Genomic DNA, 19121 nt, shown 5'->3' with positions numbered 1-19121 from the left:
CAGATCCAAACTGTGGGTTGTTGGTTGTCCTGCAATACTGTGCGAAATGTCCTGCTTCGGCCCAAGGCCATCCTTTACCCTGTGTATTATCCTGTCTCTTTTTTCCTTGCGACCTTTCTCGATTCGCTGAACGCACTGGTCTATGTTTTGGGCTCATTCAGCGGTCAATGGAGTGACAGCTCATGCACGACACCCTCCAACAGGTCTTCGGTTTTTCACAATTTCGTTTGGGCCAGGAACAAACCGTCAGTGCGGTGCTGGCCGGTCGCTCGGCTGCCGCTATTTTCCCCACGGGCTCGGGCAAGTCCCTGTGCTATCAGCTGTCGGCGGTGCTATTGCCGCATTTGACGCTGGTGGTTTCGCCCTTGTTGGCGCTGATGCAGGACCAACTGGGCTTCCTGCAACGCCACGGCATTTCGGCGGGCAGTATCGATTCGGCGCAAACCCGCGACGAGGCCAATGATGTGATGGCCCGTGCGCGTTCAGGTGAGTTGAAAATCCTGATGATTTCCGTGGAGCGTTTGAAGAACGAGCGCTTCCGTAATTTCCTGCAAAGCGTGCAGCTCTCGTTGCTGGTGGTGGATGAGGCGCACTGTATTTCCGAGTGGGGCCACAACTTTCGCCCGGACTATTTGAAGCTGCCGGACTACCAGCGTCAGTTCAATATCCCACAAGTGCTGCTGTTGACGGCTACGGCGACGCCCAAGGTGATTGCCGACATGCAGGCGAAGTTCGCTATTGCACCGGACGACGTGGTCACCACCGGCTTCTACCGGCCCAACCTCAATTTGTTGGTGGAGCCGGTTGCCGGTGCTGATAAGCGTGCGCGGCTGGTTGCGTGGATGAAAGAGCGCGCCAATCAGCCGAGCATCGTCTACGTCACGTTGCAGAAAACGGCTGAGCAGATTGCCGAGCACCTCACCCGCAATCGCATTCTGGCCGAGGCGTATCACGCGGGTTTGCCCCACGATAAGCGCGAGGGCATTCAGCAGCGCTTTATGGGCGGGCGCTCCAATTGCATCGTCGCGACCATCGCGTTTGGCATGGGCATCGACAAGAGCGATATTCGCAATGTGGTGCACTTTGACCTGCCCAAATCCATCGAGAACTACAGCCAGGAAATCGGTCGCGCGGGGCGTGATGGCCTGCCATCGGACTGCCTGGTATTGGCCAACCGCGACAGCCTGAATGTGCTGGAGAATTTCGTGTACGGCGACACGCCGGAGCAGGGCGGCATTCGTCGTGTGCTGGAGGAGCTGCAAGCGGCGCGGGTTGATGGGCAGTGGGAGTTCTTGCTGAGGTCATTGTCGGACCACAGCAACATCCGTGAGCTGCCGCTCAAGACGCTGTTGGTGCAATTGGAACTCAAGGGCGTGATCGCGCCGCGCTACGCGTTTTATGCCGAATACCGCTTCAAGTACCTGATCGAACCCGACGCCTTGCTCGCGCGGTTTGCTGGCGAGCGGCAGCAGTTTGTCGCGGCGATTATCCAGGTCTGTCAGCGCGCCAGAACCTGGGCAACCGTGGATTTCGACGCGCTGTATCAACAGCATGGCGCCGAGCGCAACCGCGTGGTCAAGGCGTTGGATTACTTCCAGGAGCAGGGCCTGATCGAGCTTGAAAGCAAGCAGATGACGGAGGTGTACAGCCTGCTGAATACCGATTTTGACCCAGAAGCGTTAAGCCTGGAGTTATACACAGGCTTCAAACAGCACGAGGTGGCAGAGGTGGCGCGGATCCACGCCATGCTTGAGCTGTTTGCCACCGAGCGTTGCCTTGGGCAGCGTTTGGCTGAGTACTTTGGTGATGAAAATGCCCCTCAGCGTTGCGGGCATTGCTCGGTGTGTCACGGCCACGTTGCGCACTTGCCGCCGCCGCCGGGTTTGCCGCCGCTTGTGGATAAAAACTTCATGGCGCTGTGCGGTGATTTTATCCACAGGCACCATGAGGCCACCGGGGATTTGCCAGGCGCGGAGCGGCTCACGCGCTTTCTGGGCGGTATCAGCGTGCCGTTGTTTACCAAGCTTAAAGCGCGCAGCATTGCGGGTTTCGGTGCGCTGGAGGACTACCCCTTCGCAGAGGTACGCGATTGGGCCGCAGCCCATTTGAATGACCTGTAAAACCACATCTACGAGACCTGCACATGCCTGACTCAATGCCGTTACGCGCCGATTACCGTCACTTCCAGCCGATCATCACGCGTTGGCACGACAACGACGTGTATGGCCATGTAAACAACGTGACCTACTACAGCTTTTTCGACACGGCGGTGAATACCTACCTGATCGAGCAGGGCGGGTTGGATATTCATGACGGCGAAGTGGTGGGGTTTGTGGTGAGTTCGGCGTGCGATTATTTCGCCTCGATCGCGTTTCCCGATCGTATAGACATTGGCCTGCGGGTCGGCAAATTGGGTAACAGCTCGGTGCAGTACGAGTTGGCGGTGTTCAAGGCGGGCGAGGATGACGCCTGTGCGGCTGGGCGCTTCGTGCATGTGTTTGTGGACCGGGCGTCGAACCAGCCGGTGACCATCCCGGGAATGTTGCGCGAGGCGTTGCAGCGGTTGGTGGTGTGAACCTGAACGTGAACACTCAGCCAACGCAAATGTGGGAGGGGGCTTGCTCCCGATGGCGGTGGCTCAGCCAAACAGGTGTTGGCTGACACACTGCCATCGGGAGCAAGCCCCCTCTCACAGATTAACGATCGCGGTAGTGATGTTTGTTCTTGCGATGCCCGTAGGCGTGCCCACGACCACGATGGTCATCGCGGTCATAGCGACGGTTATCTCGCCCACGGTCACGACGGTCGTCGTCATCGCTCTTGTTGCCCATGTAGTTGCCGACCGCACCACCTGCGCCGCCGCCGGCGGCTGCGCCGATCAGGCTGCCGGTGGTGCCGCCCATGCTGCGGCCTACGACGTTGCCGCCGGCTGCGCCCAAGGCACCGCCAATTGCTGCTTCACCACGGCTGCGCTTGTCTGCGCCGACCGCACTGCCGCCCGCGCCGCCGACGGCTGCGCCGATGGCCGAACCGGTGTTGCCGCCGAGCTGCTGGCCAACGACCGAACCTAGAACCCCGCCCAATGCGCCGCCCACACCGGCTTCGGTGGTGCCACCGGCCATGGCTGCGCCACTGACCAGGCTAAAGGACAACAAGAGAATCGAGGAGAACTTCATAGACAGACCTCAAGAGGATGACGGCGCGATCCTGAGGTTGTATCGAGACGCTGACAATCGAAATCCGACCAGTGGTGTGAGTTGTATACAATTCTATAAGTTACTGTTTTGTATAAGGAACTTAAGTGATTTTTGCGGGTCTGTAGCTTCTGTCAGTAGTGACTTCGAAACGGCCGCTTTTAAGCAAAAGCGGCCTTTTTTGTGCCTGAAGAATCTTCAGGCTGTAGAGCTTGTTGTCGTCAGGCAGAGCGCGCCATGATCAAGCCACTGTCGCTCGCCGCTTCCAAACGAATCGCCACGAACTTCGACGTCGGGGTATGGCTGCCTTCCCCGGTGCTTTCCAGCGGCACCAGCGGGTTCACTTCCGGGTAATAAGCGGCTGCCTGGCCTGCCGGAATATCAAACGCGAGCAAGGTGAAGCCCTTCACGCGGCGCTCGCGGCCGTCTTCCCACAGCGACACGATGTCGGCCTTCTGCCCTGGCTTGAAGCCCAGGCGGATGATGTCTGCTTCGTTGACGAACAACACGTCACGCTGACCTTTTACGCCGCGGTAGCGGTCGTCCAGGCCATAAATGGTGGTGTTGTACTGATCGTGGGAGCGCATTGATTGCATGATCAGGTCCGGCACACGGCCTGTGGCGTGGGTGCGTTCGTGAATCAGGTCTTTGGGCAGAACGTTGGGGCGGAAGTTGGCGCGGCCCGATGGGGTGTTCCAGCGGCGCGAACCGGCGGAGTTGCCCAAGTAGAAACCGCCCGGGTGTTTGATCTTCTCGTTGAAGTCTTTGAAGCCCGGGATGGTGTCGGCGATCAAGTCGCGGATGCGCCCGTAGTCGGCCACCAGCCAGTTCCAGTCAACCGGTTTACTGCCCAGGGTCGCAGCGGCAATGCCGGCGACGATGGCAGGCTCGGATTTCATCAGCTTCGACAGCGGTTGCAGTTGGCCGTTGGAGCCGTGAACCATGCTGAACGAGTCTTCCACCGTCACCGCTTGCGGGCCGTCGGCCTGAATGTCGATGTCGGTACGGCCCAGGCACGGCAGAATCAGCGCGTCCTTACCGTGCATCAAGTGGCTGCGGTTGAGCTTGGTGCTGATCTGCACGGTCAGGTCGCAGTTGCGCAGCGCTTCGAACGTGCGCGGGCTGTCCGGCGTGGCTTGGGCGAAGTTGCCGCCCAGGCCGATAAACACCTTGGAGCGGCCTGCGAGCATGGCGTGGATCGCTTCGACCACGTTGTGGCCATTGTCACGCGGCACCTGGAACTGAAAGCGGCGCTCAAGGGAGTCGAGGAACGCCGCCGGTGGGCGCTCGTTGATGCCCATGGTGCGGTCGCCCTGCACGTTGCTGTGGCCACGCACCGGGCACAGGCCGGCGCCGGGGCGGCCGATATTGCCGCGCAGCAGCATCAGGTTGGCGATTTCCTGGATGGTCGGCACCGAGTGGCGGTGCTGGGTGATGCCCATCGCCCAGCACATGATCACGTTCTTGCCCTTGGCGTACATGCGCGCGATCTGTTCGATCTCGATCAGGCTCAGGCCGGACTGCGCGACGATTTCATCCCACGAGGTGTCGTCGATCTGCCCGAGGTAATCCAGCACGTTGGTCGTGTGTTCGTTGAGGAAGTCGTGGTCGAACACGGCTTCTTTGCCTTCGGCCTGAGCCTGGCGCTCCCACAGCAGCAGGAACTTGGCCATGCCGCGCAAGATGGCCATGTCGCCACCGAGCGCCGGGCGGAAGTAGGCGGTGTTGGTCGGCTTATCGCCGTTGGTGAGCATTTCCAGCGGGTGTTGCGGGTGCTGGAAGCGCTCCAGGCCACGCTCTTTCAGCGGGTTGATGCACACCACTTGAGCACCACGTTTTACCGCTTCGCGCAGCGGCTCCAGCATGCGTGGGTGGTTGGTGCCGGGGTTCTGGCCCCACACGAAAATCGCATCGGCATGTTCGAAGTCATCAAAGGTCACGGTGCCTTTGCCCACGCCCACACTTTGCGCCAGGGCCACGCCGCTGGCCTCGTGGCACATGTTCGAGCAGTCCGGGAAATTGTTGGTGCCATACGCGCGCACAAACAACTGATACAAGTAGGCCGCTTCGTTGCTGGCCCGGCCCGAGGTGTAGAACTCGGCCATGTCCGGGCTCGGCAATGCATTGAGGTGCTTGCCCACCAGGTCGAACGCCGCTTCCCAACTGACCGGCACGTAGTGGTCGGTCTGTGCGTCATAGCGCATCGGCTCGGTCAGGCGGCCTTGGTATTCCAGCCAATAGTCGCTCTGCGCGAGCAGCGCGGTGACGCTGTGTTTGGCGAAGAATGCAGCGTCCACGCGGCGCTTGGTGGCTTCCCAGTTGACCGCCTTGGCGCCGTTTTCGCAGAACTTGACCATGCCGCTTTCCGGCGAGTCGCCCCACGCGCAGCCGGGGCAGTCGAAGCCGCCGTTCTGGTTGGTTTTGAGCATCATGCGCAGGTTTTTCAGCGCGTTGTCGCTGGTCAGCCAGGCTTGCGCCACGCTGATCAGTGCACCCCATCCGCCGGCTGGGCCTTTGTAGGGCTTGTAGCGCGGGGTCGGGGTTTGGTCGGCTTGATGATGATTGCTCACGGCTGTTTCTCCATCGCAGGGCTGTAAACCCGCGGCGCACTTTTCTGCGGCAGGTGGATGAGATTAAGGTTGTGCCGACGCGCCCATTGCAGGGCCAGGCCGGTGGGCGACGACAGGCTAACCAGGGTCTGGATGCCCGCGCGCAGAACTTTTTGAATCAATTCGAGACTGCAGCGGCTGGTGACAATCGCCAGGCCGCCGTCGGTCGGAATGTTTTGGCGGATCAGTGCGCCGATCAATTTATCCAGCGCGTTATGCCGGCCGATGTCTTCGCGGCCCATCAACAATTCGCCCTGGTTGTTCATAAATACCGCCGCATGCACCGCGCCGCTGTACTGGCCCAAGGGCTGGAAAGCGCTGATGCGTTGGCGCAGGCCCTCAAGCCATTCGGCGGGCGGCAAGGGCGCACCGGGCAATACTTGAAGGTCTGGCAAGGCTTGTTCAACCGCTTCTACGCCGCACAAACCGCAGCCGCTGGTGCCTGCCAACTGGCGGCGCTGCTGCTTGAGGTTCCAGAACGCACGGCTGGAAATCTGCACCTGAGCGTATTGGGCCGAGCCAGAACCGCTGAGTTTAAGGTCATAAATGTCGCTAACGTCGGGGATAATGCCGCTGCCGATGCTAAAGCCGACAATGAAGTCTTCAAGGTCGGTCGGCGTTACCAGCATCACGGCCTGGCTGATGTCGTTATAGGCAATCGCCAACGCCACTTCTTCGGCCAACGCAGTGCTGGCGACTTCAGTGTGTTCGAGGTTGCAAAACTGGTAGCTCTGGCTGGCGGCCGGCGCGAGCGTTTCGAGGGCGGGCGCCGCGCAAGCTGGGCGCTTGGCGTTCATGGGGCAGTACCACCGGCGGATTGATCAATGTTCAGACTAGGCGCGACAAAGCGTCGCGTCTAATCGTCAGTACTGATCTATCGATAGATGGCGTCGATCAAGGCTCTTGCTGCGATTTTTGAAACAGCGCAAAACACGCTTCGGCGAGTGCCGAGCGGGGTGCGCCGCGGCGCATGATCAACCCCAGGCGCGCCACTGTGTGAGCGTCCTCAATGGGTTGCAGGCGCAGGTGCTCGGTGAGCGCGTCAAGCCCACCTTCCAGCGGCATGACTGCGCAACACAGCCCGCCGTGCACGGCTTGCAATAATTGATGCACCGCATCGGTTTGTAACAAAGGCTGCGGATTCAGCCCACGGCTGTGGAAGTTATGGTCGATCGATTGGCGAAAGTGCATGCCGCTGGTGAGCATGCCCAACGGCAGTTCGATCAGCGCTTCCCAGCTCAAAGGGGTATCGCCAAAGCTGAAAAATCGTTGGTCGTAGAGCAGCCCCATACGGGTTTCGCCCAAGGCCAGCGAGTCGAAACGCTCAGTGTCGAGGCGCTCCAGGTAGGACACGCCAAGGTCCAGGCGGTTGCTCGCGAGTTGTTCCAGAATTTGCTCGGAGCTTAATGCCGACAGCTCAAAGCGCAGGCTCGGGTGCTCTTTATGCAGTTGCTGCATCAAGGCCAAAGGGTCAAAGCTCGACAGCGGCACCACGCCCAGGCGCAACGTGCCGACCAAATTGCCACGACAGGCGGCCGCTTCGGCCAGCAGGCCGTCATAGGCCGCCAGCACGGTGCGCGCCCACGCCAATACCCGCTCGCCCGGCGCGGTAAACCCTTCAAAACGCTGGCCACGGTTGACCAACGGCAGGTCGAGTTCTTCTTCGAGGTTGCGCAAGCGCATCGACAGGGTCGGCTGAGTGATATGGCAGCGCGCCGCTGCCTGGCCGAAGTGGCGGGTCTCGTCTAGGGCGATGAGGAATTTCAGCTGCTTGATGTCCATCTTCGCTCCGGGCTAATTCCAATGGCTGTGGGATTCTAGCGCGTTTGGGTCTTGGGTCGGGCTGGAACCCAGTGTTGTCAGGCTGGTCTAGTCTTGGGTGTCTGGAATTTAAATCCCAAGGAGAGCGCAACATGAGTCTTTTAAGTTTTGTGAAGGAAGCAGGCGAAAAGCTGATCGACCTGTTGACGCCGGGCAACGCGAATGCCGGCGACGAATTGAAAAAGCATATCGAGGCAGTAGGTCTGGGTAACCCGAATATTCACGCCACCGTAGACGGTGACAAGGTGACGATCACCGGTGAAGTGGCGAGCCAGGAAGAGAAAGAAAAAATCCTTCTGGCGGCGGGTAATATTGCCGGTATTAAAACCGTGGATGACCAGATTACCGTTTCTGGCCCAGTGGTTGTGGCCTCGCGCTTTGTCGTGGTGAAGAGCGGCGACACATTGAGCGCGATCTCTAAAACGGTGTATGGCGACGCCAACAAGTACAACAAAATCTTTGAGGCCAACAAGCCGCTGCTCAAAGATCCGAACAAGATTTACCCAGGGCAGACGTTGCGTATTCCTGAGTAACACGTCGAACACACTGTGGGAGGGGCACGCCCCTCCCACAGTTGATTACAGGCCGACAATCAGCTCCCGGTAATCGCCTACCGCTGCAAACTCCCCGGTGTCCTTTGGGCCTTTTTTGCTGTCCGGCTCTTTCACCGCCAGCAAATGCCCCACGCCAAATTCTCGAGCGCTGCGCAGGATCGGCAAGGTGTCATCGATAAACAGGCTGCGCGCCGGGTCAAAGCCTATGTCGGCTTGCAGGGCATCCCAAAACTGCGGGCTTTCTTTGGCAAAACCATAGTCGTGGGAGCTGATCAGTCGCTCGAAATACGGCGCCAGTTCAATGCGCTCCAACTTCAATGACAGCGAATCGCGGTGCGCGTTGGTGATCAGGATCACACGCTTGCCGGCCTGCTTGATCGCCGCCAGAAAAGTATCCGCGTCCGGGCGCAGGGCGATCAGGTGGGCGGTTTCCAGCTTGAGTTCGCGCACTGGAATCGCAAGTTCGGTGCTCCAGAAATCCAGGCAATACCATTGCAACTGTCCGGCGTTACGTTCAAACAGTGGCTGCAATTCCATTTCGGCCATGGCCCGGCTCACCCCGTGCAGCTCGGCGTAACGCTGCGGCAGGTGCTCCATCCAGAAATGGTTGTCGTAGTGCAGGTCGAGCAAGGTGCCGTCCATGTCCAGCAGGACAGTGTCGATGGCGTGCCAGGGCAAAGAGGGCATGCGGAGGTCTCATGTAAGTAAAAATATCCGACACAGACAATCGGAAAAGCCACGGTATAGTAACCCGATCACGCCAAGGAGCCGCTTATGCGCCAGAAACCCACCGTCCTCGCCCGCGAAATAGTCGCCAGTAGCCGTTTGTTCCGCGTGGAGGAAGTGCAATTGCGCTTTTCCAATGGCGTTGAGCGGACCTACGAGCGCCTGGTAGGCCGTGGTGCCGGCTACGGCGCGGTGATGATTGTGGCAATGATCGATGAAGATCACGCGTTGCTGATTGAAGAGTACTGCGGCGGCACGGACGAATACGAGTTGTCGTTGCCCAAAGGGCTGATCGAGCCCGGCGAAGACGTGCTGGCGGCCGCCGACCGTGAACTCAAGGAAGAGGCGGGTTATGGCGCACGGCAGTTGGAACACATCACCGAACTGTCGTTGTCGCCGGGTTACATGAGCCAGAAAATCCAGGTGGTACTGGCCACTGATCTGTACGAAGAACGCCTTGAAGGCGATGAACCCGAGCCCATGCGTGTAGACAAGGTCAACCTGCGTGAGCTGTCGCAACTGGCGCAACACGAGCAGTTCAGCGAAGGCCGCGCTCTGGCGGCGCTGTACCTGGTGCGCGACCTGCTGACCCAGCGTGGAGCGTTCAGCGCATGAGCGAACTGTTTTTGGGCCACCCGTTTATTGCCCCGGTGATTGAGTTGGCGCGCCAGGCCGGTGAAGTGATCTTGCCGTATTGGCGTGCCGATGTGGCCGTGACTTCCAAGGCCGATGATTCGCCAGTGACGGCCGCGGACCTGGCCGCGCACCATCTGATTCTTGCAGGCCTCACCGCGCTCGACCCAAGCATCCCGGTGCTGTCTGAAGAAGACGCTGATATTGACCAGAGCGTGCGCGCCGGCTGGCAGCGCTGGTGGCTGGTGGACCCGTTGGATGGCACCAAGGAGTTTATCGCCGGCAGTGAAGAATTTACCGTTAATATCGCCTTGATCGAGCAAGGCCGCGTGGTGTTTGGCGTGGTCTCGATGCCCACCAGCGGTCGCTGCTATTTCGGTGGCGCGGGCTTGGGGGCGTGGCGTTCAGATGTTAACGAAGCGCCCAAGCAGATTCAGGTGCGCCAAACCCTTGCGGCAGGTGAGGCGTTTACCGTGGTTGCCAGCCGTCGTCACACCAGCCCTGAGCAGGAACGCTTGCTCGACGGTTTGAGCCAGGGTTTGGGTGAGCTGAAGCTGGCGAATATCGGCAGTTCGCTGAAGTTCTGCCTGTTGGCCGAAGGCAGCGCCGATTGCTACCCGCGCCTGGCGCCCACCTCGCAATGGGACACTGCTGCAGCACAGGGCGTGCTGGAAGGCGCGGGCGGCGAAGTGCTGGAATTGAGCGGTGAGCCGTTCAGCTATCCGGCGCGGGCATCGTTGCTGAACCCGTTCTTTTTGGCGCTGCCCGCCAAGGCCGAATGGCGCGAGCGCCTGCTGACCTTAGCCAGAGCCGAGGGCTGAGGCTTTTGGGCTAGCGGTGCAGCACGTATTGGCCAGTAAACGCCACTGCGTGCTCCTCAGCGCCCTCATTCACAACCCACGTCTGCAGCGCCAAGCGCGCCCGGCCATAACGCTTATAGGTCGCCACAAAGCGCTTCCACAGCTTCTGCTCCGGCGCCTGGCACACCACCGTCGCATCGCGCGTTACCGGCAACGGGTAACTGATGTGCCCTTCCTGAATCACGATGTGCCCGTCTTCAATACCTTCTTCGCGCAACTGCAGGTGCAGCCAGCCCCAACCGGCGAGTACCGCGCCGCAATACAGGCTGCCGCCGAACAGGGTGCTCTTGTGGTTGATATTCGCCTGTAACGGCAGGTGCAGCTGCAATTGGCCGTGTTGCCAGTCGAGCACTTTCAGGCCCATTTCCCGCGTGAGCGGAATGTCGTGGTGGAGGATGGATTCCAGGTAACGGCTGTCGCGGCTCATGGTGGCCTCTTGGCGGTTGGGCGGGGTCATTCGTCGTCTGCGCTGTGGTTGCCGCTGTCGGCGAAGTTAAGGCCGTGTTTGCGCAGTTTGTCGTGCAGGGTTTTGCGCGGCACGCCGAGTGCTTCGGCAAGGCTGCGTACCGAGCTGTGCGGGCGAGTGAGTTCGGCGGCGATCAGGCTTTTTTCGAACTGCTCAACCTGTTCGCTCAAGCCGCCTGGGGTGGAGGTCAGCACGCCGACGGCAGGGTTGTCCGCCGTGGCATCAAGGGCAAGCTCCAGGCCCAGGGCAAAGCGTTCCGCCGCGTTTTGCAGTTCGCGTACATTGCCCGGCCAGTTATGGCGCAACAACAGCGCACGCTGGCCCGGTTGCAACGCGTGCAGCGGCAGGCCGTGGCGGCTGCTGGCTTCGTCGGCGAAGTGCTGGAACAGCATCAACGCATCTTCGCCACGCTCGCGCAGCGGCGGAATGCGCAGCGGCGCCACATTGAGCCGGTAATACAAGTCGGCGCGGAAGCGGCCCTGGTCGGCGGACTGGCGCAGGTCTTCCTTGGTGGCGGCGATGATGCGGATGTCCAGCGGGATCAACTGATTGCCGCCTAAACGCTCAACCACGCGCTCTTGCAACAGGCGCAGTAACTTGACCTGCACATCCAGGCTCATGCTTTCGATTTCATCGAGGAACAGCGTGCCACCGTTGGCAAATTCGAACTTGCCGATACGGCGTTTCTGCGCGCCGGTAAACGCGCCGGGCTCATGGCCGAACAGCTCGCTCTCGACCACCGACTCTGCCAGCGCGCCGGCGTTGATCGCCACAAACGGCCCGTTGCGTCGGCTCGACAGGTCGTGCAGTGCGCGCGCCACGACCTCTTTACCGGCGCCGGTTTCGCCGAGTATCAGCACGTCGGCACGCGTCGCGGCCAGTGCGCCGATCTGCTCACGCAGGCGCAGCATTTGCGGTGAGTGGCCCACCAGGCGCGTGCTCAATTGCTGGCGGTCGCTGAGGGCCAGGCGCAGGCTGCGGTTATCCAGCACCAGGCGACGCAGGGCCAGCGCGCGGCGCACGCTGTCGAGCAGCGCGTCGCTGGCGAAAGGTTTCTCCAGAAAGTCGTAGGCTCCCGCGCGCATGGCTTGCACCGCCAGCGGCACGTCACCGTGGCCGGTGATCAGCAGCACCGGCAGCTCCGGGTCCTGGCTGTGCAATGCGGCCAGCAGCTCCAGGCCGTCCATGCCGGGCATGCGGATGTCGCTGACCACCACGCCAGGCCAATCGCGTGACAAGCGCGCGGTGAGGCCGTTGGCTTCGCCCAGCGTCAGGACTTTAAGCCCGGCCAGGTCCAGGGTCTGGCACAGGGCCTGACGCAGGTGTGGATCGTCGTCGATCAACACCACCTGAATCTGGTTATCGATACTCATACGCTGCGGTCCTCGGACGGTTGCAGACTGACGCCCGGCGAGCCGGCACGCAATTTCAAGGTTAATAGCGCGCCACCTTCCTTGTGGTTGGCGAACAACAATTCGCCGCCAAACGCACGCATCAGGGTGTCACAGATCGCCAGGCCCAAACCCAGGCCTTGCGTGCGCGTCTTGGTGGTGTAAAACGGCTCGCTGGCGCGGCCCAGGGCTTCCATGCAAAAGCCCGGGCCGTTGTCGCGAATGGTCAGGTTGACGCCCTGCTCGGTGGTTTGCGCACTCAGCCAGAGTTTGCGCGGCGGGCCTTTTTCGGTGAGCGCATCCAGGGCGTTCGCCAGCAGGTTGCCCAGCACTTGGCGCAGCCGGGTTTCGCCGGCTTGCACCCACAAGGTCGCCTCGGGCAAGTCGCGGATCAGCTCGACTTCCATCGACCGCCGCCGCTTGGCCAGCAACGCCAGCGCGTCGTCCAGCGCCGGTTGCAGGGCCACGCTTTCCGGGGCATGCCGGTCGCGCCGGGCGAACGCGCGCAGGTGCGCGATGATCGAGGCCATGCGCCCGGTCAGTTCGCTGATCAGCTTGAGGTTGCCGCGTGCATCGTTGGTGCGCTCATGGTCGAGCAAAATCTCGGCGTTTTCCGCGTAGCTACGAATCGCCGCAAGGGGTTGATTGAGTTCGTGGCTGATGCTCGCCGACATGGTCCCCAGCGCAGACAGCTTGCCCGCTTGCACCAGGTCGTCTTGTGCGCGCACCAGTTCTTGCTGGGCATTTTCGCGCTCCAGCACTTCCTGTTTCAAGCGGCGGTTGAGGCCTTCCAAGTCGCTGGTGCGCTCGACCACGCGCATCTCCAGCTCGCGGCGCGCCTTGGCTTCGAAGGCAATGCGCTCCAGGTAATGGCGCCGGCGTTGCATCATCAAACCGAGCAACAGCATCAACACCAAGAGCGTGGCGCCACCCACCGCGACCACCGTGCGCACCGGGCGATTGATCAACGATTTGGGCGCGAGAATTTCCACGTTCCAGCCGGTCTCGGCAATCGCCGAGGACTGGCGCAGCCACGCCGTGGTGCTGAGTGCCAGCGGCTGCGGGTCGCGAGTCGGGTAGGGCTGGATCGCGATGATCGCCTGGCGTTCTTCCGGGGTCAGCGGCCGCGTAGCGCGAAATCGCCATTGCGGGCGCGAGGTCAGGATGACTACGCCGTTGTGATCGGTCACCAGCAATTGTTCGGGCGTGTTGCCCCACAGGCTTTCGGTGTGGTCCAGGTCGACCTTGACCACCAGCGCGCCGATAATTTTGTCCCCATCGCGCACAGCGGCGGCGAAGAAGTAGCCGCGCTTGGCCGACGTGGTGCCCAGCCCGAAAAACCGCCCCAGGCGCCCGGCCATGGCTTCGCTGAAATACGGGCGAAACGAGAAATTGCGCCCGACAAACGTGTCTTGTTTGTCCCAGTTGGAGGCGGCGAGCGTCTTGCCGGTGGTGTCCATCAGGTACATCACTTCCACACCGGCCTGGGCGGCGACGTCCTTGAGCAGCACGTTGGCGTTGGTCAGGTTGGTGCTGACGTGCGGCGCGTCCAGCGCGGTGCGCAGGGCTGGCAAGTCGCCGAGAATTTGCGGCAGCACCTCATAGCGGTGCAGGGTGCCTAGCAGGTTGGCGACGTACAGGTCGAGCGTTTGGCGGTTTTGCCCGGCCAGTTCGCTGCGGTAATAGCGCTCGGCCAAATGCTCCAGCGGCCATAGCAGCGGAGCCAGGCACAGCGCCAGCAATGCCAGGCTGCGCCAGCGGGGTCGTCGCGGAAGGGGTGGAGTCATGGGAGTCGTGCGCCTGTGGGGACAGGCGCATTATGCCTAGTGCGGCTGTGCAAGACACTCGCGCAATGCGTCTTGCCACTGCGGTTGGCCGACCTGCCAGTGCTGTTGCAGGCGGTTGCAGTCCAGGCGCGAGTTCAGCGGGCGCTGGGCTGGCGTCGGGTACGCGCTGGAAGGGATCGCTTCCAGCTCGGCGCAGGCTTTGCCTTGGCTGCGAAGGTGTTGACCAATCGCCTCGGCAAACCCGAACCAGGAGGTTTCGCCCTGCGCGGTCAGGTGGTACACCCCCCATTCACCGGCCTGGCCTGCCTGCCAGCGTTCGATCAACGCGCGTGTGCTGTCGGCAATCGTGCCTGCCCACGTCGGCGCGCCGATTTGATCGGCGACGATGCGCATGTGCGGCTTCTCTTGCAGCAGGCGCTGCATGGTCAGCAAGAAGTTCTTGCCGTGGTTGGAGTAAACCCAACTGGTGCGCAATATCAGGTAGTCGCCGCCCACCGCCGCAATCGCCTTTTCGCCCGCCAGCTTGCTCTGGCCGTACACGCCCAGCGGGTTCGGCACATCGGCTTCGGTGTAGGGCGCAGGTTTGCTGCCGTCGAACACGTAGTCGGTGGAGTAGTGGATCAGCGGGATGCCCAGCGCCTTGGCTTCTTCGGCCAACACACCAGGGGCAATCGCGTTGATCGCAAACGCCGCGTCCGGCTCGCTTTCGGCTTGGTCGACCGCGGTGTGGGCCGCGGCATTGATGATCAAACCTGGGCGATGCGCACGCACTTGCTGGCGAATCTGCTCGACGTTGGCCAGGTCAAGCTGGTCGCGGCCCAGCACCACGAGTTCGCCGAGGCCCTGGAGCCGCTGTTGCAGCTCGCGCGAGACTTGGCCATGTTGGCCGGTGATGAGGATTTTCATGGGAACAGGTCGGCTTCCAGCAAAGGTTTACCCACTTGGTCCTTGGCGGACAACTGCGGTGCTTCGGTGAGTTCCCAGTCGATGGCCAACGTCGGGTCATTCCACAGAATGCTGCGTTCGGCGCTCGGCTGGTAGTAGTCGGTGGTCTTGTACAGGAACTCGGCGTAGTCGCTCAGCACCACAAAACCATGAGCAAAACCTTCCGGCACCCACAGTTGGCGATGATTCTGCGCCGACAGACGCACACCCACCCACTGGCCGAAGTTCGGCGAGCTGCGGCGGATGTCTACGGCCACGTCCAGCACTTCACCGGCGCTCACGCGCACCAGTTTGCCCTGCGTGTGTTCGAGCTGATAATGCAGCCCACGCAGCACGCCCTTTTGCGAGCGTGAGTGGTTGTCCTGCACGAAATCACGCTTAAGCCCCGTGGCTTCTTCAAAGGCGCGAGCGTTGAAGCTCTCGTAGAAAAAGCCGCGCTCGTCACCGAACACTTTAGGTTCGAGGATCAGCACACCGGGCAATGTGGTTTCAACTACATTCACTTGTTGTCTCCGGCCAGCGAGTACAAGTACTGACCATAGCCGGTCTTGCCGAAGTACTTGGCGCGCTCCAGCAGGTAATCACGGTCGATCCAGCCGTTCTCGTAGGCGATCTCTTCCAGGCAAGCCACTTTCAAACCCTGACGGTGTTCGATGGTCTGCACGTAGGTCGAGGCTTCGAGCAGGCTGTCATGCGTGCCGGTGTCGAGCCAGGCAAAGCCACGGCCGAAACGCTCAACATGCAGGTCGCCGCGCTTGAGGTAGGCGTTGTTGACATCGGTGATCTCCAACTCGCCGCGTGGCGAAGGTTTGACCGCCTTGGCGATGCTGATCACGTCGTTGTCGTAGAAGTACAGACCGGTCACGGCGTAGCTGGATTTAGGCGACGTCGGTTTCTCTTCGATCGACAGGGCGCGGCCTTCTTTGTCGAAATCGATCACGCCGAAACGCTCCGGGTCTTTGACCCAGTAGCCGAATACGGTGGCGCCGGACGAGCGTTGCGCTGCGCTGCGCAGTTGGTCGCCGAAATGCTGGCCGTGGAAGATGTTATCGCCGAGGATCAGGCACACCGGATCGTTGCCGATGAATTCTTCACCGATGATAAACGCTTGCGCCAGACCATCCGGAGACGGCTGCTCGGCGTAGCTGAAACGCACGCCAAACTGGCTGCCGTCGCCCAGCAGGTTGCGGTACTGCGGCAAATCCACCGGCGTGGAAATCACCAGAATGTCTTTGATCCCTGCCAGCATCAGCACCGAGATCGGGTAGTAAATCATTGGCTTGTCGTACACGGGCAGCAACTGCTTGGACACACCCAAAGTAATGGGGTGCAAACGGGTACCGGAACCGCCGGCCAATACTATTCCCTTCATCATGCAATCAAATCCTTGCTGTCTGTGTTGCCCAATCGTTCGCCCTGATAACTGCCGTTCTGGACCCTGCGGCACCATTCCAGGTTATCGAGGTACCACTGCACAGTTTTGCGCAGGCCGGTTTCAAAAGTTTCTTGCGGGACCCAACCCAGTTCGCGTTCGATCTTGCTGGCATCGATCGCGTAGCGCTGGTCGTGGCCCGGACGGTCTTTGACGAAGGTGATCAAGTCGGTAAATTTTTCCACGCCAGCCGGGCGTTGCGGCGCCAGTTCTTCCAGCAGGCCGCAAATGCCGCGCACGACGTCGATGTTCTTTTGTTCGTTGTGGCCACCGATGTTGTAGGTCTCGCCGACCACGCCTTCGGTCACTACCTTCAGCAGTGCGCGGGCGTGGTCTTCGACGAACAGCCAGTCACGCACCTGCAAACCGTCGCCATAAACCGGCAATTGCTTGCCTGCGAGGGCGTTGAGGATGACCAGCGGGATCAGCTTTTCAGGGAAGTGGAACGGCCCGTAGTTGTTCGAGCAGTTGGTCAACAGCACCGGCAAGCCATAGGTGCGCTGCCAGGCGCGGACCAAGTGGTCGGACGCCGCTTTGCTGGCCGAATACGGCGAGCTTGGCGCGTAAGGCGTAGTTTCGGTGAACAGGTCGTCCACACCGTGCAGGTCGCCGTACACCTCATCGGTAGAGATGTGGTGGAAGCGGAACGCGCTCTTGGCAGGCTCAGCCAGTGTTTGCCAATAGGCGCGGGTGGCCTCCAGCAAGCTGTAAGTGCCGACGATGTTGGTTTGGATAAAATCCGACGGGCCGTCAATGGAACGGTCGACATGCGACTCGGCGGCCAGGTGCATGATCGCCTGGGGCTCAAAGCGCGCCAGCACAGCGCTGACGGTGGCCTGGTCGATAATATCGGCCTGCACGAACTCATAGCGGCTGTTAGACGCGATGCTCGCCAGCGACTCAAGGTTGCCAGCGTAGGTGAGTTTGTCCAGGTTGAGCACTTCGTGCTCGGTGTGTTGAATCAGATGGCGGATCAGGGCAGAGCCGATGAATCCGGCACCGCCGGTGATGAGAATGCGCATGTCGAGAGCCTTTTCCTTAGACGGACACAGGGCGAATTAAGCATAGCTTGAGTTGTGAATCGGGCCGATGCAAGTGCGCAGAGAGTGAGGGCTTGATTAACGGCCCCTGACAATGGCGATATAGACGCCTGAACACGCAGAAGTCGTCACAATAGTGCCGGTTTGCCTGGCCCACAGATGAGCATTCAGCAGGCGACGCAATTGCGTGAGCAGCGTCACTGACTGACACCAGCGGAGGCCGGTTTGTTCTGAAAACATGCCGGTGCGAGCGCGTCGCCGAGGGTGATTTGCCGACGCACTGTGGACTTCTTCGTCGGCTTGTTGTCGGAGGTGTTGAATAACTCGTCATAGATAGTCGATTATTATCGGCTTTCTATTGTGAATTTTAAGAGTCATCTGTTTTTATTGCTTTTAAAGCCGATTTTTATCCGTTATAAAGTCGGCCTTCACCCCATTCGGAGCCTTGATCGCCATGACCACCCTGCACAGCACACCTCGCGCCGATGGCTTCTACATGCCCGCCGAATGGGCGCCCCAAACCCAAACCTGGATGATCTGGCCCGAGCGCCCGGACAACTGGCGCCTGGGCGGCAAGCCGGTGCAGGCCGCCCACGTGACGGTGGCCAAAGCCATTGCGCGCTTTGAGCCGGTGACGGTCTGCGTTTCTGCCGGCCAGTACGAAAACGCCCGCGCGCGCCTCGACGTGCCCAATATTCGCGTGGTGGAAATGGCCAGCGACGATGCCTGGGTCCGCGACACCGGCCCCACCTTCGTGATCAACAACAGCGGCGAAGTGCGCGGCGTAAACTGGGACTTCAATGCCTGGGGCGGTTTTGACGGCGGCCTGTATGCGCCGTGGAACCGCGACTCGCAGGTGGGCGGCAAGATCCTCGAGCTTGAGCGCGCGCCGCGTTATCGCACCGAAGGTTTTGTGCTCGAAGGAGGCTCTATTCACGTCGACGGCGAAGGCACGCTGATCACCACCGAAGAATGCCTGTTGAACCGCAATCGCAACCCGCACCTGGATCGTGCGGCCATCGAAGCAGTGCTCAGCGCCAACCTGGCGGTGGATAAGATCATCTGGTTGCCGGACGGCCTGTTCAACGACGAAACCGACGGCCATGTGGATAACTTTTGCTGCTACGTGCGCCCCGGCGAAGTCTTGCTGGCCTGGACCGACGACCCGCAAGACCCGAACTACGCGCGCTGCCACGCCGCCATGGACGTGCTGCAAAACAGCACCGACGCCCAGGGCCGCGCGTTAACAGTGCATAAAATGCCGATTCCGGGGCCGCTGTACGCCACCGAGGAAGAGTGCGCCGGTGTCGACCTGGTCGACGGCAGCCAGGAACGTAACCCTGGCGTGCGCCTGGCCGGTTCCTACGTTAACTTCCTGATCGTCAACGGCGGCATCATCGCGCCAAGCTTCGACGACCCGCTGGACAGCCAGGCCCAGCAGATCCTGCAGAACCTGTTCCCGCAACACGAAGTGGTGATGGTGCCGGGGCGCGAACTGTTACTGGGCGGCGGCAATATCCACTGCCTGACCCAACAACAACCTGCTCCGCACAAAAACTGAGTGCAGTTGTAACAGCGCTTGAGCGATACCTGAGCGCCAAGTATGTGTAGCGCTCACAGCAAGCCCGCAGCCCAGCCAGGTTGCGGGCTTTTTTGTGGGTGA

General features: G+C 60.9%; 18 protein-coding genes. 6 read left to right on the top strand and 12 right to left on the bottom strand.

Features of this window, described 5'->3' with window-relative positions; genetic code table 11:
* Window positions 1-182: 182 nt before the first annotated feature.
* Together ACOZK9_RS13630 and ACOZK9_RS13625 are read left to right on the top strand one after the other, a co-directional pair.
* Window positions 183-2120, top strand: coding sequence for a RecQ family ATP-dependent DNA helicase (locus ACOZK9_RS13630; protein WP_421556009.1), 1938 nt, complete (start codon window positions 183-185; stop codon window positions 2118-2120).
* A 23-nt stretch (window positions 2121-2143) separates the two neighbouring features.
* A complete protein-coding gene (locus tag ACOZK9_RS13625) occupies window positions 2144-2575 on the top strand; it encodes an acyl-CoA thioesterase (RefSeq protein ID WP_058413094.1) in 432 nt (143 codons plus the stop codon).
* A 121-nt stretch (window positions 2576-2696) separates the two neighbouring features.
* Here the strand turns inward: ACOZK9_RS13625 and ACOZK9_RS13620 are convergent, their stop codons facing one another.
* The 4 genes from ACOZK9_RS13620 to ACOZK9_RS13605 all read right to left on the bottom strand — a co-directional run bounded on the left by ACOZK9_RS13620 (window position 2697) and on the right by ACOZK9_RS13605 (window position 7585).
* On the bottom strand, window positions 2697-3176 hold the full coding sequence (locus ACOZK9_RS13620; RefSeq protein ID WP_122252016.1) for a YMGG-like glycine zipper-containing protein: 480 nt from the start codon (window positions 3174-3176) through the stop codon (window positions 2697-2699).
* Window positions 3177-3415: 239 nt separating this feature from the next.
* On the bottom strand, window positions 3416-5764 hold the full coding sequence (locus ACOZK9_RS13615) for an FdhF/YdeP family oxidoreductase (protein WP_122252015.1): 2349 nt from the start codon (window positions 5762-5764) through the stop codon (window positions 3416-3418).
* Window positions 5761-6600 carry a formate dehydrogenase accessory sulfurtransferase FdhD gene (gene fdhD / locus ACOZK9_RS13610; RefSeq protein ID WP_421556008.1) on the bottom strand — a complete coding sequence of 280 codons (840 nt, stop codon included), beginning with the start codon at window positions 6598-6600 and terminating at the stop codon, window positions 5761-5763. Before fdhD ends, ACOZK9_RS13615 begins: the two co-directional genes overlap by 4 nt.
* 97 nt (window positions 6601-6697) lie before the next feature.
* The gene (locus ACOZK9_RS13605; RefSeq protein ID WP_122252014.1) at window positions 6698-7585 is read right to left on the bottom strand and encodes a LysR family transcriptional regulator; all 888 of its coding nucleotides are present in this window, start codon (window positions 7583-7585) and stop codon (window positions 6698-6700) included.
* A 131-nt stretch (window positions 7586-7716) separates the two neighbouring features.
* On the opposite strand from ACOZK9_RS13605, the gene lysM reads away from it, so the two are divergent.
* Complete coding sequence (gene lysM, locus ACOZK9_RS13600) at window positions 7717-8157, top strand: peptidoglycan-binding protein LysM (protein ID WP_058413099.1); 441 nt, start codon at window positions 7717-7719, stop codon at window positions 8155-8157.
* Between the two features lie 45 nt (window positions 8158-8202).
* Here lysM and yrfG read toward each other — a convergent pair whose 3' ends face one another.
* Window positions 8203-8865 (bottom strand): GMP/IMP nucleotidase, encoded by a 663-nt coding sequence (yrfG, locus tag ACOZK9_RS13595; protein ID WP_122252013.1) that lies wholly within the window; start codon window positions 8863-8865, stop codon window positions 8203-8205.
* A gap of 87 nt (window positions 8866-8952) precedes the next feature.
* Here yrfG and nudE point away from each other — a divergent pair, with 87 nt between their 5' ends.
* On the top strand, window positions 8953-9519 hold the full coding sequence (gene nudE / locus ACOZK9_RS13590; RefSeq protein WP_099241031.1) for an ADP compounds hydrolase NudE: 567 nt from the start codon (window positions 8953-8955) through the stop codon (window positions 9517-9519).
* The gene (gene cysQ, locus ACOZK9_RS13585) at window positions 9516-10358 is read left to right on the top strand and encodes a 3'(2'),5'-bisphosphate nucleotidase CysQ (RefSeq protein WP_421556007.1); all 843 of its coding nucleotides are present in this window, start codon (window positions 9516-9518) and stop codon (window positions 10356-10358) included. Before nudE ends, cysQ begins: the two co-directional genes overlap by 4 nt.
* A gap of 10 nt (window positions 10359-10368) precedes the next feature.
* On the opposite strand, the gene ACOZK9_RS13580 is transcribed toward cysQ, so the two are convergent.
* From ACOZK9_RS13580 to rfbB, 7 genes are read right to left on the bottom strand one after another with little or no spacing between them, the layout of a single operon-like run.
* Window positions 10369-10824: a YiiD C-terminal domain-containing protein gene (locus ACOZK9_RS13580; protein WP_122252011.1), complete on the bottom strand. Its 456-nt coding sequence runs from the start codon at window positions 10822-10824 to the stop codon at window positions 10369-10371.
* 26 nt (window positions 10825-10850) lie between these two features.
* Complete coding sequence (locus tag ACOZK9_RS13575) at window positions 10851-12236, bottom strand: sigma-54-dependent transcriptional regulator (RefSeq protein WP_058413104.1); 1386 nt, start codon at window positions 12234-12236, stop codon at window positions 10851-10853.
* Window positions 12233-14041: a sensor histidine kinase gene (locus ACOZK9_RS13570; RefSeq protein WP_058413105.1), complete on the bottom strand. Its 1809-nt coding sequence runs from the start codon at window positions 14039-14041 to the stop codon at window positions 12233-12235. The genes ACOZK9_RS13575 and ACOZK9_RS13570 overlap by 4 nt, the downstream gene beginning before the upstream one ends.
* A 36-nt stretch (window positions 14042-14077) precedes the next feature.
* The gene (rfbD, locus tag ACOZK9_RS13565; protein ID WP_421556006.1) at window positions 14078-14947 is read right to left on the bottom strand and encodes a dTDP-4-dehydrorhamnose reductase; all 870 of its coding nucleotides are present in this window, start codon (window positions 14945-14947) and stop codon (window positions 14078-14080) included.
* Window positions 14944-15489 (bottom strand): dTDP-4-dehydrorhamnose 3,5-epimerase, encoded by a 546-nt coding sequence (gene rfbC / locus ACOZK9_RS13560; RefSeq protein WP_058413107.1) that lies wholly within the window; start codon window positions 15487-15489, stop codon window positions 14944-14946. The genes rfbD and rfbC overlap by 4 nt, the downstream gene beginning before the upstream one ends.
* Window positions 15486-16361, bottom strand: a complete 876-nt coding sequence (gene rfbA, locus ACOZK9_RS13555; RefSeq protein WP_421556005.1) for a glucose-1-phosphate thymidylyltransferase RfbA — start codon at window positions 16359-16361, stop codon at window positions 15486-15488. Before rfbA ends, rfbC begins: the two co-directional genes overlap by 4 nt.
* On the bottom strand, window positions 16358-17440 hold the full coding sequence (rfbB, locus tag ACOZK9_RS13550) for a dTDP-glucose 4,6-dehydratase (RefSeq protein WP_122252009.1): 1083 nt from the start codon (window positions 17438-17440) through the stop codon (window positions 16358-16360). The genes rfbA and rfbB overlap by 4 nt, the downstream gene beginning before the upstream one ends.
* 472 nt (window positions 17441-17912) lie before the next feature.
* Between rfbB and aguA the strand changes: the two genes are divergently transcribed.
* Window positions 17913-19019, top strand: coding sequence for an agmatine deiminase (gene aguA, locus ACOZK9_RS13545; protein ID WP_058413110.1), 1107 nt, complete (start codon window positions 17913-17915; stop codon window positions 19017-19019).
* The last annotated feature ends 102 nt before the right edge of the window (window positions 19020-19121 follow it).

Source organism: Pseudomonas kitaguniensis (assembly GCF_049199985.1).
GTDB lineage: Bacteria > Pseudomonadota > Gammaproteobacteria > Pseudomonadales > Pseudomonadaceae > Aquipseudomonas > Aquipseudomonas kitaguniensis.
The sequence above is the reverse complement of the archived record's forward strand: the minus strand, read 5'-3'. Positions and strand labels throughout refer to the sequence as shown.

Bases quoted from the DNA above. Each gene is read 5' to 3' on its own strand.
- ACOZK9_RS13630 (WP_421556009.1), top strand. From the start codon at position 183: ATGCACGACACCCTCCAACAGGTCTTCGGTTTTTCACAATTTCGTTTG.
- ACOZK9_RS13625 (WP_058413094.1), top strand. From the start codon at position 2,144: ATGCCTGACTCAATGCCGTTACGCGCCGATTACCGTCACTTCCAGCCG.
- ACOZK9_RS13620 (WP_122252016.1), bottom strand. From the start codon at position 3,176: ATGAAGTTCTCCTCGATTCTCTTGTTGTCCTTTAGCCTGGTCAGTGGC.
- fdhD (WP_421556008.1), bottom strand. From the start codon at position 6,600: ATGAACGCCAAGCGCCCAGCTTGCGCGGCGCCCGCCCTCGAAACGCTC.
- ACOZK9_RS13605 (WP_122252014.1), bottom strand. From the start codon at position 7,585: ATGGACATCAAGCAGCTGAAATTCCTCATCGCCCTAGACGAGACCCGC.
- lysM (WP_058413099.1), top strand. From the start codon at position 7,717: ATGAGTCTTTTAAGTTTTGTGAAGGAAGCAGGCGAAAAGCTGATCGAC.
- yrfG (WP_122252013.1), bottom strand. From the start codon at position 8,865: ATGCCCTCTTTGCCCTGGCACGCCATCGACACTGTCCTGCTGGACATG.
- nudE (WP_099241031.1), top strand. From the start codon at position 8,953: ATGCGCCAGAAACCCACCGTCCTCGCCCGCGAAATAGTCGCCAGTAGC.
- cysQ (WP_421556007.1), top strand. From the start codon at position 9,516: ATGAGCGAACTGTTTTTGGGCCACCCGTTTATTGCCCCGGTGATTGAG.
- ACOZK9_RS13580 (WP_122252011.1), bottom strand. From the start codon at position 10,824: ATGAGCCGCGACAGCCGTTACCTGGAATCCATCCTCCACCACGACATT.
- ACOZK9_RS13575 (WP_058413104.1), bottom strand. From the start codon at position 12,236: ATGAGTATCGATAACCAGATTCAGGTGGTGTTGATCGACGACGATCCA.
- ACOZK9_RS13570 (WP_058413105.1), bottom strand. From the start codon at position 14,041: ATGACTCCACCCCTTCCGCGACGACCCCGCTGGCGCAGCCTGGCATTG.
- rfbD (WP_421556006.1), bottom strand. From the start codon at position 14,947: ATGAAAATCCTCATCACCGGCCAACATGGCCAAGTCTCGCGCGAGCTG.
- rfbA (WP_421556005.1), bottom strand. From the start codon at position 16,361: ATGATGAAGGGAATAGTATTGGCCGGCGGTTCCGGTACCCGTTTGCAC.
- rfbB (WP_122252009.1), bottom strand. From the start codon at position 17,440: ATGCGCATTCTCATCACCGGCGGTGCCGGATTCATCGGCTCTGCCCTG.
- aguA (WP_058413110.1), top strand. From the start codon at position 17,913: ATGACCACCCTGCACAGCACACCTCGCGCCGATGGCTTCTACATGCCC.